Genomic DNA, 17,411 nt, shown 5'->3' with positions numbered 1-17,411 from the left:
CCTCTTTCGCCAGACCATAGTGATCGGTGAACGGGTGCAGGTGGTGGGCCAGATCACTTGCCCGAAGCTGATCGCCCGAACGGTTGAGCAAGGGGGTGTCGTCCTTCATCGTCTCGTCTCCGTCTGTGGCGCGCGCACGGGATGGGCGAGCCGGTGTATTCGGGTGCCAGAGGCCGTATCGGCCGGGCGAATATTGCAACTCGCGCTGCTGTTGGCCGCTGGATAGACGCGCGGGATCTTGGCGCGGGGCCTTCATCTCGGGCGCAGACCTGTCTGGCGACACCTGCTGCCTTGAACGCGACGCAGCGGCACGCCAGCGCACGGACCATTTGTTGCAGCCTCTCCATTATTGGCGCAAATGTTTTTTTGAGTGCCTAGGATGCATCCGGGCGCAATTCCGCACGATGAAGGCGAGCGATAGCCACATTTGTGGCGTTAGTGACGCCAAGTCGCCGCCCGCAGGGCACAAACCCGCCTTTGCGGTGCAGCCGCACCGCGTGAGGCCCGAAGCGGTTCTGGCAGTGCAGGACGGTGCGGCGCGCTTGATTCTCTGCAAGCTATCGCGCAATACCCACACTCGTTGCGTCCGACCCTTGGAATCCCTTGACTCGAGGACATCATGACCCCGCGATCGCCCGTCATCGTCCTATATGGGTCGTCCTTTCCCGTCTGGCTGTTCGCCGCGCTGGCCGGATTGATTGTGGCGCTGGTGCTCCGTGAAATCCTGATTGCCACGGGCCTGCTGCGGCACCTCCCCGCCCCGGCTGTCTTTCACTTCTCGGTTGCCGTGTTGTCGGGTGTCGGGCTCTACGTTCTATGGATCGGGGGGTATCAATGAAGCTGCGCGCTTTGCTGCGAGTTGGTGTTGTGCTTCTGGCGCTGAGTGCCGCCGGTCTTGGCTTTTGGGCATGGATGCAGTCTGACAGCCATCCCACGACCGATGCGGCGACAATTGATGCGCCGGTGGTTGGAATTGCCCCCATCGTGCCGGGCGTCGTGATGGAGGTCGCAGTTGTAAACAGCCAGCATGTCAACGCCGGCGACCTTCTCTTCCGGCTGGACCCCGAGGTATATGATCTGGAGCTGCAACAAGCCCGCGCTGTGCTGGCAGCGGCAGAGTCAGAACTGCGCCAAGGCGAAGGAAACCTCGCGCTCGAACAATCGAACGCTGACATCGCCTCAAGTCAGATCGACCGGGCCAACGCCAACCTAAGCCTTGCACGGCAAACTCTGGCGCGTCTCGAACCGTTGCTTGAGCAAGGTTATGTCACCGCGCAAGCGGTGGACAGCGCCCTCACGGCGGTGCGCGATGCCGAGGTGACATTGCAGCAGGCGCAAAGTCATGCCAGCGGGACGGATGCCTTCGTCGGCACATTGGACACGCGCCGTGCTCAGGTCGATTCCGCCCTTGCCGCCGTAGCCTTGGCCGAACGCAATCGCCGCAACACCGAAATCTTCGCCCCACGCGCAGGCTATATCGCCGGGCTGACCTTGACGGCGGGGGAATATGTCGTTTCCGCCGTGCCGCTCTTTTCGTTGATCGACGACAGCGAATGGCGCGTAACGGCCCTGTTTCGCGAAACCGACCTGCCGCAGATCGCCACTGGCGACGCGGTGCGTGTTTTCCTTTTGGCAGCACCATCGACGCCGATAGCGGGCCGCGTTACGGGCGTGGGCTGGGGTGTTCGGTCAAGCGACGAGGCGCAACTTTTGGGTTTGCCACTGGTTGCGAGCAAGCTGGACTGGGTCCGCGCCGCCCGGCGCTTTCCCGTCGAGATCGAACTTGAAGACGCGCCTGAGGGTCTGGTTCGCCTTGGCGCTTCGGCCTCGGTCCGTATCCTTGGCGCAGAGGCGGACGAGGCCGAATGAGGGTAGCTTCAGCGCAAGACTTGCTGGCCGAACTGGCACCGCGTGACGGGCGTTTGGCGGGTGCGCTGACCATTACAGGCTTGGTTCTTGTTACCAGCACCTTGGCCATGGCGCTGCGCGTGCCTGAAGCGGCGCTGTCATGCTATCTGATTTTCTTTGCCTACCGGGACAATGCCGGAGACAGCATCTACACAGCGCTAAAACTGGCCATGGCCGCGTCGTTGGGCGTTTTTCTTGGCGTGCTTTTGCTGCGCGGCGTGATCGAAGACCCCATGCTGCGGCTCGCAGCCCTGCTTGGGGCCACCTTTCTGGGAATGTTTCTTTCGCAAGCGTCAAGGCTGGGGCCGCTGGCGGGCACGGCGGGTTTCGTATTCGCTTTCCTGCTCACGCTGGTCGATGTCGTTCAAGTGCCCGAATTGATGAATCGCGCCCTTGAATGGGTCTGGGTCGTGGTGGTTATTCCGCTTGGGCTTTCGGCGCTTTGGGCAGGCTTGGCAGGCAGGCGGCCCTTGCGCTGTGCCGAAAACAGGATTGTCGCGCGCACCTTGGCGCTTGCCGATCCGCACGGGTCGGCGGCCCAGACCTTGCTTGATGAGGGCATGGGGCCTGTCGATGACTATCGCGAGTTTGCGCGCCTTATAGGCGAATCCCGCGGCGAGGAAGCGGCCCGGCTCGCCTATCGGGCCGATGACAGCTTCTACCGGCTGGCCCTTGCCGAAGCCGGTGTGTTCCCGCGCCACAGCCAGACAGCATCGCCCCCCGAGCCTGTGCCCTTCTTCGTCCCTCATGCATTCTCGGACCCACGGCATCTGCGTTTTGCGCTGAAAGTAGCGCTGGCCGTATTGATTACCTATGCCTTCTACACAGCCTTTGGTCTGTTCGAGATTCACACGGCGATGATCACCTGTTTCTACGTCGCGTTGGGAACGCGCGGCGAGACGCATCATCGTATCGCCCTGCGCATCACGGGCGCGTTGTTGGGGGCAGTCGCCGGGTTTATCACCATGCTGTGGCTGATGCCTCAGGTGGATGACATCGGCGGTCTGCTGTTGCTGCTGTTTTTCCCGACCTTCATCGCGGCATGGATCGGTCTGGGAAGTGAAAAAATCTCTTACGCCGGGTGGCAACTTGCCCTGTGCTTTTTCCTCGTCGTGCTCGCCGGTTTTGGTCCGCCAACCGGAGTTAGCACGGCCATCGAGCGGGTGATCGGCATACTGTTCGGCAGCGGCGTGATCATGGTTGTGTTTGCCGTGCTCTGGCCCGAGTCTGCGCGCGATGACGCGCTTGAGGCGATCGACGAGATGGACAAGACCCTTGCCACCGCATCGCCACCACGCTGCGGGCGTGATATCGCCAAACTGCGCACACCGCTGGCGCTGGCGATACGGCTTTCCAAAATGGCGCGCTACGAACGCACGGCAGACCTTGCCCCCCAAATCGCCGCCGCCGAGGCGCGGTATCATGCCTTTATCAGGAGCACCGCCCATGCCGCTGCATAAGGTACTTCGCCCGTTTCCGCTGCTGTTGATTGCCGCCTGCGCGCAGGTTGATCCGGCGAGTTTGGCACCGCCGGACCCTTCGGCACCACCGACCGGGTTGAGCAGCTTCACGCTGGCCCCGGATGAACGCGTCCCGGCCACGACAGCAAGTCGCGCAGCCGTGCCGGGGCAAATCTATGATCTGCCGACGTTGATAGACATCGCCCAGACCAACAACCCGGTGACGCGCGCCGCTTGGCTTAGGGCACGCCAAGCCGCACTCGCGGTCGGGCTGGTCGATGCCAGTTATCTGCCACGCATCAGCGCCGAAATCTTGGCCGGGCGCCATGTCTCGGGAAGTGCGGGGATCACCGACTCTCTGGGCATATTGCCTTCGAGCACGGTCACTGTGGGAACTGGTGTCGATGCTGCGGTGCTGTCGCTGCAATGGCTGCTGTTCGACTTCGGGGTCCGCTCTGCGCTGCGGCGCGGGGCCGAGGAGCTATCCTTTGCCAGTAACGTTACATTCGTGGGCGCGCATCAGACCTTGATCCACGATGTGACCCAAGCCTTCTATAATTTGCAGGCCGCAACCCAGCGCGAAACCCTCCAGCGCCAGCGCCAAGAAGCCGCGCTCGAGATTGTAGCCATGGCCCGCGCCCGCCGAGAGGGCCAACTCGCCACGGTGACCGAACTGGCGCAGGCCGAGCAGCTCGCGGCGCAAGCGCGCTTCGATCTGGCCCGCGCACGATCCGAAACCGGTGCCGCCACGACGCGGCTGGCAACACTCTGCGGGCTTTCGCCGAGCCAACCGATCAGCGTCAATCTCGCAAGCACGCTGCAATTGCCGCCTTACCCGCCGACGGCTGTAGATAGTTTCCTCCACGACGCGCTCCAGCGCCGCCCCGACCTTCAGATCGCCTTCGCCCGCGCCCGCGCCAGCGAGGCCAATGTCGCAGCAGTCGAGGCCTCGTTCCGCCCGCGCATCGTTGCAGCGGCAACGCTGGGCGAACGCGTCCTTACCGGCGCGATCGACGATTCTCTGCTTGGCAGCTTGGGAATTGAGCGATCACAACAGGTTGCAGGGGTTTATCTGGGCGTGTCCATTCCAATCTGGGACGGGAACGCCCGCAAGCTGCGACTGGCCGAAGCACAGGCCGGGCACGAAGCAGCACTGGCCGAAGCAGAAAACATGCGCGCCATGGCCGAGGGTGAAATCATCGCCGCCTACGAGGCGCTGCGCGCCTCGCTCGCCGCCAATGTTGCTGCGATCGAAATGGTCTCGACCGCACAAACCACTTATGACGCAGCACTTTCGATGGCCGAGCGCGGGCTGGCCACGGTGGGCGAGGTCGATACAGCCTTGCGGTTGCTCTACGACGCGCAGTTGGCGCGGGTCGAGGCCCAACGGGCCGCGCGTTCTTCGGCGGCGCTGCTGGCCTTTGCCTCGGGGCAGATAGCGACGGGCCAATAGCCCATAGGGCGGCATGGTGCTGTCAGAATACTTCGTGCTTTTCGCGTTTGATTACGCGAACTGGCTGGTCATTCACAGGTCAAGATGGTGCCAGTCTGGACCACATGATTTCGTTGGCTGAAGCCACTGCAATTCGCGCCCGCAAGACTGAAAGGAAGCTGTGCTACCCTTGAGGCGGCGTAGAGCTTGCGGCCATTCCGAAAGGCACGAACGCCAGCACGACAGGAACCCGCGACAGGATGGCTTTGCTCCTGTCATATTGCCTCTTGGGCGCGCGGATCAACCCTGTGCCGCCACCACATAGGCCACATAGCCCGCCAGCATCACCGCACCAAACCCGCGTCCGATGACCGGACGGGTCAGCAGCAGCGCAGTCAGGACCAGCGAGACGCCGATCATCACCGGCAGATCGAAGGTGAGGAACCGCGAGGCGACCGGGATCGGCGTGATCAGCGCGGTCACGCCCAGAATCCCCAGCACGTTGAAGATGTTCGAGCCGACGATATTGCCGATGGCGATCTCGGACTGGCGGCGCAAGGCGGCGATCAGCGAGGTTGCAAGTTCTGGCAGCGAGGTGCCGACGGCCACGATGGTCAGGCCGATGAAAGCCTCGGATATGCCATAGCCACGGGCGATGTTGACCGCACCGTCCACCAGAAACCGCGCGCCAGCCATCAGCGCAATCAGCCCGCCTATGACCCAAAGGACCGATACGAGTGTCGAGGCAGGCGCGGGAAGATCGACATCCTCGGGCTCCGCGTCGCCGGGTTGGCGGTAGGCCCAGACCAGATAGCCTATCAGACCGGCAACCAGCACCAACCCCGAGATACGCCCCATCTGCGCCATGGCAAACATGGGTATCAATACCAGCGCCGCCACCATCATCACGGCCGTGTCGCGGCGCAAGGTTGCGCCCTGAATCTTGATCGGCCAGACCAGCGCCGACAGGCCGATGATCAGCAGGATATTGGCGATGTTCGAGCCGACGATATTGCCAAGCGCGATGTCCGGCACGCCGCGCCATGCGGCATCGACCGAGACCAGAAGCTCGGGCGTCGAGGTGCCGAAGCCGACCACCGTCAGGCCAATCAGCAAAGGCGGGATGGCCATGCGCCGGGCGATACCCACGCTGCCGCGCACCAGCGCCTCGCCACCAAAGAACAGCCCCAGCAACCCGGCAATCAGAAAGAGATAATCCACGAAAACCGCCCCTCTCGGGCAGTTGATCCGCCCGTTGCGCAGAGTTGCGTATTGAAATGCGCCGCTACAAGATGCCCTTGAAATTAAAGCCACGCGCGAAGTTGAGCGATCAAAAGAAACCTCGCGAGAGCCCTTGCAGTCTCGCTATCTCGACACGATTTTCCTACATTGGCCTCGAAGCACGAATGACCGATGTTTGATCGGTGAAACGCATCGCGTTCGAAAGGCTTGCAGAAAGGAGATGGTGGGTCACCGCCATGGGCTCATCATCGAACCGCGCACAGACCGGGAATGCACCCCGAAGTCCGGCCAGCATCGCCTATTTCGATGGCCGACGGGCGATGATCGACGATTTCGTGGCGCGGCATCTGACTTGGCCCGGAACCTTCCGCCTGCATGGCGCGGCGCTTGGATGGGACATTCTCCGTGCCCCTCTCAACGTCGCCCTGTCGCCGATCCTCGTGCTGACCCGCATAGCCGCATCTCTTTGCCGCCGGGCGGGCTGGCGGGGCGCTGCCGATTGGCTGAGCCGACGGCGGATCCTTCTGCGAACCGCCGTCGCGCGCCGGGTCGAAATGCTTATCGTGACCGATCTTCTGGACCTGCCCCTCGACCCCGACGCGGCGGCCCGTGACCCTTCTGCCATGGCGCGCGCTGTTCTGGCCGCGCCGCAGTTTCGCGAGATGATCCGCATGCGCAGAAGCGCTGCCGAGGTTGAAACCCTTGGCCAACGGATTGCCGAAGCCCTCGGCGAATATGCCGGCACCCGATCCGCTGTGGCGGAGATGGCCACGACGCTGTGCATCCTTGTTACCGGGGCTTTGGCCTTTCACGCATTGACGCCGGGCGTCATCTCGATGGCACCGGGCGTCGCGGATGCCATAGCCCGCAGCAACGCGGTCGCGCAGTTCCCGCTGGGCCAGACGCTCGGCGGACTCTGGTATGGCGTGTTCGCGGCCGATGCGTCAGCCTGGCTGATCGGGGCCACCGTGGCAGGGCTGGTCATGCTTGGTTCGGTGTTTGCCGCCTTTGCGGGCGTTCTTGCCGATCCCGTTCAAAGCCTTCTTGGAATCCATCGCCGCCGGTTGGTGCGACTTCTCGACTCGGTCGAGGTCGAACTCCTCGGGCGCGGAGACAGGCCCTTTGTTGCACGCGAGCATTTTTACGCCCGCGCTCTTGATCTTTGGGATGCCATCGCGAGCGCATTGCGCATTTTCAGGAACTGACCAAGGGCCCACGCGCGGCCCGTGGCCCTCTGACGCGCAACAGGCTACACTAAAACGAAGATCAAAGCCCGGATCGCCCGGCAAGAACGTGAGAAAATGTACCTCGAGATTGCAATCATCATTCTGCTGACGCTGATCAACGGTCTTCTGGCGATGTCCGAACTGGCCATCGTTTCGGCCCGAACCACGCGGCTGAAGCTTTTGGCCGACAAGGGTAGCAAGGGGGCTGCAACCGCCATCCGGCTTGCTGCGGATCCCGGAAAGTTCCTGTCCAGCGTGCAGATCGGCATCACGCTGGTTGGCATCCTCGCGGGTGCCTTTTCGGGGGCGACGCTGGGCACGCGCGTCGCGGCAAGCCTGATCGACGCCGGCATGTCGCCCGCCTTTGCCCAGCCGGTCGGCGTCGGGTCGGTGGTGGTGGCGATCACCTACCTGTCGCTGATCGTGGGCGAACTTGTTCCCAAACAGATCGCCCTGCGCGCGCCCGAACAGGTCGCCGCGCGCGTTGCGCCGATGATGCGAATCATTGCCCATGTCGCCGCCCCGCTGGTCTGGGTGCTCGACCGGTCGGGAAAGCTGGTATTGGCGCTGCTGGGGCAATCGGGCAGCCGTTCCCGCAAGGTCAGCGACGAGGAGGTGCGCCTGATCATTGCCGAGGCAGAAAGCACGGGTGCCATGCACCGCACCGAAAGCCAGATGATCGCTGGCGTCATGCGCGTCGCCGACCGGACGGCGCGCGGCCTGATGACCGCCCGACCCGAGGTGAAAACGCTTGATGCCAACAGCGACAGAGCGGAACTTCTGCAACATCTTCATGATCTCAGCCGCTCCCGCTTGCCGGTTTGGGAGGGGGAGGTAAATAACATCATCGGCGTGTTGTCGACGCGCGACATCCTCGCCCCCGCGCTTGCGAACGAGCCCTTCGATCTGCGCGCCCTGCTGCGCGAAGCGCCGACCGTCAGAGACGGACAAAGCGCGCTGGAAGTCGTGGACCGCCTGCGCACGGCACCGGCGCACATGGTGCTGGTCTATGACGAATACGGCCATTTCGAGGGGATCATCACGCCGATGGACGTGCTCGAAGCGATCGCGGGCGAGTTTCCAGACAGCGAGACGGAAGAGCCGAAGGTCGTGACGCAGGCGGACGGATCCTTCCTGATCGCAGGCTGGATGCCGGTGGACGAGTTCGCCGACCTGCTCTCGCTCGAGATCGATGCGGACCGCGATTTTGAAACGGTCGCGGGTCTGGTCCTCGACGAGGTCGGAGAACTGCCGCAGGTCGGGCAACGACTGGAGCTTCAGGGTTGGACCATCCAGGTCGTCGATCTGGACGGGCGGCGGATCGACAAGCTTCTGGTGAGCCGTTCAGGCAAGGGCGGGTGATCGGGCTGCCCGGTGGCGTCAGACCAATGCGAACTCGTCTCAGTTTCCCAACCCAAGCAATCTGTCAGGCCGCAAGAAGGTCGCGCCACTCGGCCAGAGAGGCGGCGCGGTTGGCCTTGAAACTCTGTCGGCTGTAGTGGGCGCGCTCCTAGTTGAAATGGTTATGGGCCGAGGCGTGGACGGAAACAAACTTCTGTAACGTCCGCATCCGTCGGAAACGAAGCATCGTCCGTTCCCTTCGTCGGAACGGCTGGTGCGCATTCTCAGCGCGGTTGTTGGCCCAACGGCCCGTTTCATGTCGGCCGCTGATGCCAAGTTCCTTGAGCGCAGCGCCATAGGACCGAAGCCGATCTGTCACGATCTCTTCTGCACGGCCATGCCACCTCAGCGTTTTCTTATTGAAAATCAAAGCGGTATTCATATCTTGCGTCTTCGTCACGAAGCTTTCGTGCACCTCGCCTTCGTGCTCGACAGCGCGCCAAAGATAGTGCCGTTCGCCGTTGATCTTCTCGAAAACCTCATCAAGGTGTCACTGCCAGCGGCTCGACCGCACGTCTTCAAAACGTCGCTTGCGAGTTTTGGCAGCGAACAGAGCGCCAAACCTGTTCCACCAGAACCGCACCGTTTCGTGGCTGATATCGATGCCACGTTTATGCAGCAGATCCTCTACGTTGCGCAGCGACGACGGGAACCGGACGTACATCATCACCGCTAGGGGGATGTTCTCGGGCGGGGTCTATGCTGCCTGTCGCAAGACCACGCTGAGCCCGCTACCGTCTTTTGCCCAAAGCCCCTTGCCGAACCGACTGGCAAAGAAGGCACGTCAGCCGCCCCGAAAAGCTATCCGCGGACCCCTGCCGCATAAGCCAGCACCCGCAAGCCAGCCACCAGATCAGCCTCGGCGGTATCTTCCTCGAACGCGTGGCTGATGCCACCGATTGACGGAACAAAAAGCATAGCCACCGGCATAAGGCGGGCCACGTTGGTTGCGTCATGCAGAGCACCTGACGGCATTCGCCGCCAAAGCCCCGGTGCTACAGCCTCGGCTCCTTCCTCCAGCCTCGCGCGCAGAGCGCTGTCCATCGCCACGGGCTCCAGACCCAAGAGTGGCCCCAGTTCGACCCCAAGCCCGAACTCGGCAGCGACCTCGTTCAGCGTCGTCTCGATCACCCCCGCCATCTGGCGCAACCGCTCGACACTGCCATCTCGCCATTGCATCGAAAACCGCACCTGCCCCGGCACGATGGACGAGGCATTGGGGGCTACCGCCACATGGCCAATGGTCCAGACAGATTGCGGCGTAACCACATTGCGCAACCGCTCGTTCAAGCGCGTGTTGAACGCAGACAGCCCCTGAAACGCGTCCCGCCGCAGAGCCATCGGCGTTGTACCTGCATGGTTCTGCTGCCCGGTGTGTGTCACCACTTGGTCGCGTATGCCGACAATATCTGTGACCACACCAATCTGCTCGCCCAAAGTATCCAGCGTCGGCCCTTGCTCGATATGGAGCTCGATAAAGCCGGTGAACTGCCCGGGGTCCACATCAGCGCCGACACGGCCCCCAAGCACCGCGCGCGCTGTGGCCAGCGTTACCCCGTTATGGTCGTCCAACGCGTCCGCTTCAGCCAAAGGCAACAGGCCCGACCACACTGCCGACCCGGTGGTCACACCAAAGCGCCCCTCTTCATCCTGAAACGACACGACCGATATTGCAGGCCCGCCCACCTCGCGCGCCGCACGTGCAACCTCCAGCGCCGCAATCACACCAAGTGCCCCATCCAGCCAACCGCCCGTGGGCTGACTGTCTGAATGTGACCCAAGCAGCAAGGAAGGCCCTTCCGCCAAACCGAAGAGATTACCCATTGCGTCAAATCGCGGGGTCAGCCCCGCTTCTGCCATCCGCCCCGCCAACCAGTCACGCGCTTCGAGGTCAGGTTTGGAATAGGCTGGCCGGACCACGCCGATGCCTTGCGCGCCAAATTGGCGCAGTTGGCGAAGATCAGACAGAAAGCGAGTGGGATCGATCACGGGATTCTCACGATTGCGGCGACATGAGGCAACCTAGGCATCCGCCAGCGAATTGAGAAGCCCATACCGAGACCACAATGGCACGAGATCTGCTCGAATGCCGGTCCGCGATGGAACCAAAATGCCGCATCACAAAGAAAAGGCCAAGCGTTTGAAAGTCAGAGTCCGGAGTGGAGCGAAACGGGTGATCATCGCGCAGGAAGGGATGGCCAAAACAACGTAATTGAGGTTGATCTTGCCCACGCCGAAGGTCATCAAGCTATCATGCGCATGGCACGAAACCTTCTTTACCTGTTGATGATCGTCCTCATTTTGCCGTGGGGCGCATATGTCCGTGCTGCGTCGGCTCAGCATGCGCACGCAAACCATCCGGTGATCGCCTCAGCGCTCAACCTCGACGACACGTCCGCCGAACATATGGCGCTTCAAAAATATAGCCAAACTAAGATCTCCGCACCGTGGAAATGCCGAACCCTAACCTTGCCGGGATTTTCATGCGGCACTGACCACGCGATTCATGCGGCGGCCCCGTCACAGGGATGGCCGCCATTGAAGGTAACCTTTCTACCCGCCGAAGACCGTGTGGGTAGCGGGCGCGCCTATCCCCCGCCAAGAGACCCTCCGCGCTCTTCGTGATTGGACTGTGGGCGCAACGCGCCGCCAATTACACGCAAGAGAACAGGAAATTATCATGTTGAACCGACGTAACTTCGTCGCCTTTGGCGCGGCGGCAAGCCTTGCCGCATGTGCAAGCCCAGTGCCAGAGGCTGTCACCCGTGCTGCAACGGCACCCGCTGCTTTGCCGCAGCTTCCCGAATTCTATGGCCCGATCACTGACGAGCCGTTCTCGATTCCCGCCATTCCAGAGGGCAGTTTGGCACCGGAATATTGGCGGAGGGAGGTTGCAAACCCGTGGCCCGATCACAAACCCGGCACGATTGTAGTCGATCCAGATGCAGCGATCCTCCACTTTGTCAAAACTCCCCAGACCGCCATGCGTTACGGCGTTAGCGTTGGAGCAGAGGGGTTTGCTTGGGAGGGAACGGCACGCCTGCAGTTTTGTCGGAAATGGCCGCGCTGGAATGTGCCCGATGTGATGATCGCGCGGAGGCCGGAATTGGCGCGCTACTCGGTGGCAAACGGCGGGATGGCCGGAGGGCTGGACAACCCGTTGGGCGCGCGCGCGTTATATCTCTTCGATAACGGCGTTGATACGCTCTACCGCGTCCACGGCAATGCGGCGCCATTTGAGCTTGGAAAGGCAGTATCATCAGGCTGCATCAGGATGCTGGACCATGATGTAATCGACCTCCACAAACGTGCGATTCACGGTGCATCGGTGATCGTGTTGGCGTCCATGAAACCAACCGGACTTGGCCCGGTCTACTGACGCACACCTTGGCGTGACCGTGGCATATCTATACGGTCACGTCGCTTCTTTCTTCGAATATATGGCGCGTTCGTCCCAGAACTTGGGCCTCCGCAAGTTGGCTCAAGGCTCGTCCGCCTGAAACTACAGGCGAACTTAGTGTCTTGGTTAGAATGCCTCCCGTTCCGCGATTCAGTTTTCTGCTGCGCATCACACGAGAGCCAAGGTCCGGCAACGAACGGCATTCCTACAAGGGAAACTTTTTTCGGCTTGCTCCGAAAGCGTTACTCAACACTAAGAAGGGCACGCAAATGATGTAGTCTATGGCCCACGGATGTCAGCGCAGATATGGCGCGTTACGCACCAAAAAAGCAAATTATCGGATCGAGCTATAGCTAGCCCTCTATCCGCATTCCTGAATGGAAAATGAGAACATGACGCACCTCAAGAACCAAAGGTTCTGGAACAGGGTGGCCGAGCGCTATGCAGCACGCCCGCTGAAGAACGTCCCCGCCTATGAGGCAATGTTGGCAGACGTGGCGGCGCGCCTGAAAGACACGGACAATGTGCTTGAGATCGGTTGTGGCACCGGCGGAACTGCAATCCGGCTTGCCCCAAGGGTGGCACAATGGACAGCAACCGACTTTTCCACCGCGATGGTGGAAATTGCAAAGGCCAAGCCATCGGATGGAAATGTGGTATTCAGAGTGTCGGACGCATCAAGTGCGTTCGACGGAGGCCCGTTTGACGTGGTTTGTGCGTTTAACGTGCTGCATCTTGTCGATGACCTGCCTGAATTGCTGGGCCGCATCCATGCCCATGTGCCCCCCGGCGGCAAGCTGATAAGCAAGACTTGGTGCTTTGCTGACATGAAGCTATCGCTGCGGATGCTTTTCACCACGCTCCGGGTATTTGGTCTGTTCCCAGCCGTGGCATCACTAAGTGAGGTTCAATTACGCAAAGCCATCCTTGATGCCGGTTTCGAGATTGTCGACGAACGCCGCTTTGGTGACCGTCGCCAAAACCCCTATATTGTTGCCATCAAACCTGCTCGCAGCGCAGCTAGAGCTGACTTCCCCTCTGATTGAAATCGCGTGCCGGCGTAAACCCAAGGTGCTTTCAACATACGGGAGGAAAAGAACCCCAAATATTGGTGGCACCGATAGCCATGCCCATCACGCGGCACGCAGAAACCTAGGACTTCACTTGGAAGTGGAAGCCTCCCTCCGTACGCTCCCCTGTCTATGTCGCGCCATTCCTTCAAAATGGTCGGGCCGGACGGACCGGGTAAATGGCTATCTGCCCTTTGCGCAATCCGGCGGGCAGTTGCTCTTCCGCTTGATCAGCCGCCGCTACGAGCGCACATCCGTCATTGTCACCACGAACCTCGCCTTCGGCGAATGGCCGACCGTCTTCGGCGACGCCAAAATGACCACGGCGCTCCTCGACCGCCTGACCCATCACTGCGAGATCATCGAAACCGGCAACGAGTCTTGGCGCTTCAAAAATCCGCCTGACCCCGATCAGGGCCTGACCCGCCTCCACTCTGTGATCAGTTCCGTCGGCTCTGGCCCTGATCTCGACGCAGCAAGGGGGTCCATTTTGGACGCCGAGCGGGGGTCGGTTTTGCGGGCCGATTGACAGTTCATGGGCGACAAACGGACAGACACGTTGAAGGATGTGGTGGCAACCGTCACGGTTGAATGGTCGACGAGCGCGCTGCAAGCGCCGATGCTGAGCAGTGCTATTCTCCTGTTCCCTCTCAACCGAACCGAGCCATACGTCCGCAGCGCTGCTTGCTGTTGATGAGGCGGTCGGCCTACCTCATGCCATCTACGCCCGACTTGGCGGCCTGCGCGCGGCCTGATTGCGGCGCGAATACTGGACGTTTTTCAGCGTCGAAGCCTTGCGCATATCATCGTCCTGCCCGAGGCGCTCGTAACGCCACAAGGACTATCGCGCGGCACGCGCCTTAGCGCAGGATTGTGCTTGGCTCGGCCGCGTCCCTGTCTTCATAGCAGCCCACGGACAGAACCGAGCTTTCGTATTGTTTCAACCTGCATTGTTATGGTGGGTCGTTTTTCTCTCCGGTGAACAGGTCATGCAAGTCACAGATTTCGTGAATCATATGCTCGCGAAACAGCTGAACGCGTCGGTTCTGCTTCATGTCGGTATGGTAAAGCATCCAAAGGCCTAGGTCATGCGCCCTGTCGGGCGGGCAATGACGTTGCAGGGACGCCTCGCTATCGCCCATGAAGCACGGCAAATAGGCTAGACCCAGATCCTGCTTCAAGGCCGCAAGCGTAAGCAATGTATCGTCCACATAGAAACGGTGGTCGTGATCCGGGCAGGCCTCCTCGGTCCATGACCGATGGAATGCGCAACACTCGATTCCGAGCCATTTCGGGGTCGCTCCGCCCGACAGTGAAGCGATATAGCGACGGGATCCGTAAACCGTCGACGCCACGGTTGTCAGACGCTTTCCGACTAACGTTTCTCGCGGCGTATTCGTCAACCGGATGGCAATGTCTGCGTGTCGCTCGGCAAGGCTGACGTATTTGTTCGACACCTGAACGTGCAGCTTGATTTCCGGTTGCGCGCGACTGAACCGCGTGAAGATGGGAAGTAGGATGGTCGAGGCCATGTTGTTGATGGCAGCAACGGTCAGTTGTCCAGCAGCAGTGTCGTCGTGATTTGACAGCGTTCCTTCAAGCCCCAAGACCTCGCTCTCGATACGCTGGGCGGAAAACTTCAATTCCTTGCCGGCGTCCGAAAGCTCAAAGCCGGATTTCTTACGCTCGAACAGTGTGGTTCCGAGTTGCGCCTCAAGTGATTTGATCCGGCGCGACACGGTCGAATGCTGCACGTTGAGCCGCTTGGCCCCGCCGCTAATGGAGCCTTCTCTGGCGACTGCAAGAAAGACCCGCAGATCATCCCAATGCACCGACGCACCTCCTGAATTGCATTTTTGCAATTCCGATTTCGAACATTCGCCAATGGTTCCGGCGATCCGCACGCGTCATCTTGCAGAGAGAGAAGAAAACAACGGGAGGAGAAGATGACTACGCAAGTTTTCGACCCTGTGAAGTTCAAGATTACCACGCGCCAGCAATGGGACGCAACTGCCGAGGCATGGAACCGCTGGTCCCCGCTACTATCTCGCTGGCTTGGCCCGGCAACCGAGCTGATGCTGGACATGACCGGTGTCCAGAAGGGTAGCCGCGTGCTTGACGTGGCCGCTGGCGCAGGAGAGCAGACGATGGCGGCGGCGCGGCGCGTCGGCAGCACAGGTTACGTGCTGGCGACCGATATCTCGCTCTGCATCCTCGACTACGCCGCGCGCAATGCAGAACTTGCGGGGTTCGAGCATGTGGGCACTGCCGTGGCTGACGGTGAAATGCTAGGCGAAATTACCGCCAAGCCCTTTGATGCCGTGATCTCTCGGGTCGGGCTGATCTACTTTCCTGACCAGAACGCAGCACTGAACGGCATGAGAAAACATCTTCGACCGGGCGGGCGTGTCGGTGCGATCACCTATGCAGCCGCTGACCGAAACGGGTTCTTTTCGGGCCCGGTCGGCATCATCCGCCGCCGCGCAGATCTGCCCGCACCCCTGCCGGGCCAGCCGGGGCCGTTCAGCCTAGGCGATCCCGAGGTGCTTGCGAAGCGCCTGAAGGACGCGGGTTTCACGGATGTCGAGATCATGGCCGTGGACGCCCCTCTGCGCCTAGAGTCGGCCGATGAATGTTTACAGTTTGAGCAGGAGTCATTCGGTGCATTGCACCAGATGCTGGGCGGTCTGTCGCCAGCCGAACAGGACGACGCCTGGGACGAAATTGGGGAGCATCTCGCGACCTACGAACAGAACGGCCGTTTCAGCGGCCCCTGCGAAATGCTCATCGCCGTCGCCACCAACCCCGGTTGAGCGGCCAACTCGAAGGAGGAAAAAGACCATGACACACTCAGGAACCTGCTTTTGCGGAAAGGTCGAGATCGAGGTTTCCGGTGCGCCGGAAGGTATGGGCTATTGTCATTGCGCCTCGTGTCGCGCGTGGTCTGCTGGCCCGGTAAACGCCTTCAGCCTGTGGAAGCCTGAAAACGTTCGGATCACCAAGGGCAAGGACAACCTGGGCAAGTTCGCCCGATCACCCAATTCTGTCCGCCAGTTCTGCAAGGTCTGCGGCGGACACCTGATGACGGATCACCCCGAATGGGGCGTGACCGATGTCTTTGCCGCAGTGATCCCTGACCTAGATTTTGTGCCCGGCGTGCACGTCAACTATGCAGAAACAGTGCTGCCGATGCGCGACGGATTACCAAAGTTCCGGGATTTCCCCGCCGAGATCGGTGGATCCGGCGAACAGGTGCCGGAATAGACCTGACCATTCCGGCCTCACCCCTTCAGAAAGGAAAACAGCATGACCAAGATCGCCATTGTGCAAGAGCCGCCTGTGTTCCTGAACCGCGAGCGAACCATCGCCAAGGCCGCTCAGAAGGTCGAAGAGGCGGCCGCGCGCGGTGCCCAGCTGATTGTGTTCAACGAGGCTTTCGTGCCCGGATATCCAGCTTGGATATGGCGCTTGAAACCAAGCGGCGACTGGGGCCTAAGCGAGGCACTCCACGCAAAGCTGGTGGCCAATGCCGTCGATTTGACGAGCGACCAGTTGCAGCCCCTCTGTGATGCAGCGGCAAAGGCCGGGGCCACCGTCACATGCGGGATCAACGAGCGTGACAGCGAGGTCAGCGGCACGACACTCTACAATACCCTGATTACGATCGGACCGGATGGGGCTCTCCTCAACCGGCACCGCAAGCTCATGCCGACCAACCCCGAACGCATGGTCTGGGGTTTTGGCGATGCCAGCGGCCTTCGCGCTGTAAAGACACCCATTGGCCGGGTCGGCGGGCTGATCTGCTGGGAAAACTTTATGCCTTTGGCGCGATACGCCCTCTATGGTCAGGGCCTCGAGGTGCTCGTCGCGCCGACCAATGACAGCGGCGACGGTTGGATCGGCAGCCTGCAACACATTGCGCGCGAGGGACGCTGCTGGGTGCTGGGGGCGGGCAACGTGCTTCGCGTGTCTGATCTTCCGGCAGATTTCCCCGACAAAGAGCGGCTTTATCCCGATGCTGAAGAGTGGATGAACGGCGGCGACAGCGTGGTGATCGCACCGGGTGGAGAAATAGTCGCCGGCCCCATGCGTAAGGAAGTAGGCCTACTTGAGGCCGACATCGACCTTGACCGGATCGTCAAATCGCGCCGCCCATTTGATGTTGCCGGGCATTACAGCCGCCCCGACATTTTCACGCTAGAGGTGAATAATCGACCGCAACGTTCGGTCGTATTCAAGGCTGCGCAGTAACTTTGGCACTGTTGGTCGCGT

At 61.1% G+C, this 17,411-nt stretch carries 14 protein-coding genes and 2 pseudogenes; 12 read left to right on the top strand and 4 right to left on the bottom strand.

Features of this window, described 5'->3' with window-relative positions:
- The first annotated feature begins 619 nt into the window (after nt 1-619).
- Genes ABY403_RS03860 through ABY403_RS03845 form a run of 4 tightly spaced genes read left to right on the top strand, consistent with a single transcriptional unit; the run spans nt 620 to nt 4,821 of the window.
- Nucleotides 620-838 carry a hypothetical protein gene (locus ABY403_RS03860; RefSeq protein WP_372839044.1) on the top strand — a complete coding sequence of 73 codons (219 nt, stop codon included), beginning with the start codon at nt 620-622 and terminating at the stop codon, nt 836-838.
- The gene (locus ABY403_RS03855; RefSeq protein WP_372839042.1) at nt 835-1,869 is read left to right on the top strand and encodes an HlyD family efflux transporter periplasmic adaptor subunit; all 1,035 of its coding nucleotides are present in this window, start codon (nt 835-837) and stop codon (nt 1,867-1,869) included. Before ABY403_RS03860 ends, ABY403_RS03855 begins: the two co-directional genes overlap by 4 nt.
- On the top strand, nt 1,866-3,368 hold the full coding sequence (locus ABY403_RS03850) for an FUSC family protein (RefSeq protein WP_372839040.1): 1,503 nt from the start codon (nt 1,866-1,868) through the stop codon (nt 3,366-3,368). The genes ABY403_RS03855 and ABY403_RS03850 overlap by 4 nt, the downstream gene beginning before the upstream one ends.
- Entirely contained in the window at nt 3,355-4,821 is a 1,467-nt protein-coding gene (locus tag ABY403_RS03845; protein ID WP_372839038.1) for a TolC family protein, read from the top strand. Before ABY403_RS03850 ends, ABY403_RS03845 begins: the two co-directional genes overlap by 14 nt.
- 279 nt (nt 4,822-5,100) lie before the next feature.
- Here ABY403_RS03845 and ABY403_RS03840 read toward each other — a convergent pair whose 3' ends face one another.
- Nucleotides 5,101-6,021 (bottom strand): calcium/sodium antiporter, encoded by a 921-nt coding sequence (locus ABY403_RS03840; RefSeq protein WP_372839036.1) that lies wholly within the window; start codon nt 6,019-6,021, stop codon nt 5,101-5,103.
- Nucleotides 6,022-6,278: 257 nt separating this feature from the next.
- On the opposite strand from ABY403_RS03840, the gene ABY403_RS03835 reads away from it, so the two are divergent.
- Together ABY403_RS03835 and ABY403_RS03830 are read left to right on the top strand one after the other, a co-directional pair.
- Complete coding sequence (locus ABY403_RS03835; protein ID WP_372839033.1) at nt 6,279-7,247, top strand: DUF6635 family protein; 969 nt, start codon at nt 6,279-6,281, stop codon at nt 7,245-7,247.
- A 96-nt stretch (nt 7,248-7,343) separates the two neighbouring features.
- Nucleotides 7,344-8,630: a hemolysin family protein gene (locus tag ABY403_RS03830; protein ID WP_372839030.1), complete on the top strand. Its 1,287-nt coding sequence runs from the start codon at nt 7,344-7,346 to the stop codon at nt 8,628-8,630.
- A gap of 64 nt (nt 8,631-8,694) precedes the next feature.
- On the opposite strand, the pseudogene ABY403_RS03825 reads toward ABY403_RS03830, so the two are convergent.
- A pseudogene (locus ABY403_RS03825) lies at nt 8,695-9,351 on the bottom strand (IS6 family transposase).
- Nucleotides 9,352-9,470: 119 nt separating this feature from the next.
- Complete coding sequence (locus ABY403_RS03820) at nt 9,471-10,658, bottom strand: hydantoinase/carbamoylase family amidase (RefSeq protein ID WP_372839027.1); 1,188 nt, start codon at nt 10,656-10,658, stop codon at nt 9,471-9,473.
- 691 nt (nt 10,659-11,349) lie between these two features.
- On the opposite strand from ABY403_RS03820, the gene ABY403_RS03815 reads away from it, so the two are divergent.
- From ABY403_RS03815 to ABY403_RS03805, 3 genes and pseudogenes are all read left to right on the top strand, one after another.
- Nucleotides 11,350-12,048, top strand: coding sequence for a L,D-transpeptidase (locus ABY403_RS03815; RefSeq protein ID WP_372839024.1), 699 nt, complete (start codon nt 11,350-11,352; stop codon nt 12,046-12,048).
- A 398-nt stretch (nt 12,049-12,446) separates the two neighbouring features.
- Nucleotides 12,447-13,115 (top strand): class I SAM-dependent methyltransferase, encoded by a 669-nt coding sequence (locus ABY403_RS03810; protein WP_372839021.1) that lies wholly within the window; start codon nt 12,447-12,449, stop codon nt 13,113-13,115.
- Between the two features lie 205 nt (nt 13,116-13,320).
- Nucleotides 13,321-13,668, top strand: a pseudogene (locus ABY403_RS03805) (ATP-binding protein); the annotation flags it as partial.
- A gap of 424 nt (nt 13,669-14,092) precedes the next feature.
- Here the strand turns inward: ABY403_RS03805 and ABY403_RS03800 are convergent.
- Nucleotides 14,093-15,043 (bottom strand): LysR family transcriptional regulator, encoded by a 951-nt coding sequence (locus tag ABY403_RS03800; RefSeq protein ID WP_372839019.1) that lies wholly within the window; start codon nt 15,041-15,043, stop codon nt 14,093-14,095.
- A 42-nt stretch (nt 15,044-15,085) separates the two neighbouring features.
- On the opposite strand from ABY403_RS03800, the gene ABY403_RS03795 reads away from it, so the two are divergent.
- The 3 genes from ABY403_RS03795 to ABY403_RS03785 are packed head-to-tail and all read left to right on the top strand — an operon-like array spanning nt 15,086 to nt 17,390.
- Nucleotides 15,086-15,952, top strand: coding sequence for a class I SAM-dependent methyltransferase (locus ABY403_RS03795; RefSeq protein WP_372839016.1), 867 nt, complete (start codon nt 15,086-15,088; stop codon nt 15,950-15,952).
- 28 nt (nt 15,953-15,980) lie between these two features.
- The gene (locus ABY403_RS03790) at nt 15,981-16,403 is read left to right on the top strand and encodes a GFA family protein (protein WP_372839015.1); all 423 of its coding nucleotides are present in this window, start codon (nt 15,981-15,983) and stop codon (nt 16,401-16,403) included.
- 42 nt (nt 16,404-16,445) lie between these two features.
- Nucleotides 16,446-17,390 (top strand): carbon-nitrogen hydrolase family protein, encoded by a 945-nt coding sequence (locus tag ABY403_RS03785; protein ID WP_372839013.1) that lies wholly within the window; start codon nt 16,446-16,448, stop codon nt 17,388-17,390.
- Nucleotides 17,391-17,411: the final 21 nt, after the last annotated feature.

Origin of the sequence: Phaeovulum sp. (assembly GCF_041596715.1) — a bacterium.
Classification (GTDB): Bacteria; Pseudomonadota; Alphaproteobacteria; order Rhodobacterales; family Rhodobacteraceae; genus UBA6213.
This window is presented reverse-complemented; position numbering and strand designations above follow the sequence as displayed.

Coding starts and splice junctions, on each gene's coding strand:
- ABY403_RS03860 (WP_372839044.1), top strand. CDS start 620: ATGACCCCGCGATCGCCCGTCATCGTCCTATATGGGTCGTCCTTTCCC.
- ABY403_RS03855 (WP_372839042.1), top strand. CDS start 835: ATGAAGCTGCGCGCTTTGCTGCGAGTTGGTGTTGTGCTTCTGGCGCTG.
- ABY403_RS03850 (WP_372839040.1), top strand. CDS start 1,866: ATGAGGGTAGCTTCAGCGCAAGACTTGCTGGCCGAACTGGCACCGCGT.
- ABY403_RS03845 (WP_372839038.1), top strand. CDS start 3,355: ATGCCGCTGCATAAGGTACTTCGCCCGTTTCCGCTGCTGTTGATTGCC.
- ABY403_RS03835 (WP_372839033.1), top strand. CDS start 6,279: ATGGGCTCATCATCGAACCGCGCACAGACCGGGAATGCACCCCGAAGT.
- ABY403_RS03830 (WP_372839030.1), top strand. CDS start 7,344: ATGTACCTCGAGATTGCAATCATCATTCTGCTGACGCTGATCAACGGT.
- ABY403_RS03815 (WP_372839024.1), top strand. CDS start 11,350: ATGTTGAACCGACGTAACTTCGTCGCCTTTGGCGCGGCGGCAAGCCTT.
- ABY403_RS03810 (WP_372839021.1), top strand. CDS start 12,447: ATGGAAAATGAGAACATGACGCACCTCAAGAACCAAAGGTTCTGGAAC.
- ABY403_RS03795 (WP_372839016.1), top strand. CDS start 15,086: ATGACTACGCAAGTTTTCGACCCTGTGAAGTTCAAGATTACCACGCGC.
- ABY403_RS03790 (WP_372839015.1), top strand. CDS start 15,981: ATGACACACTCAGGAACCTGCTTTTGCGGAAAGGTCGAGATCGAGGTT.
- ABY403_RS03785 (WP_372839013.1), top strand. CDS start 16,446: ATGACCAAGATCGCCATTGTGCAAGAGCCGCCTGTGTTCCTGAACCGC.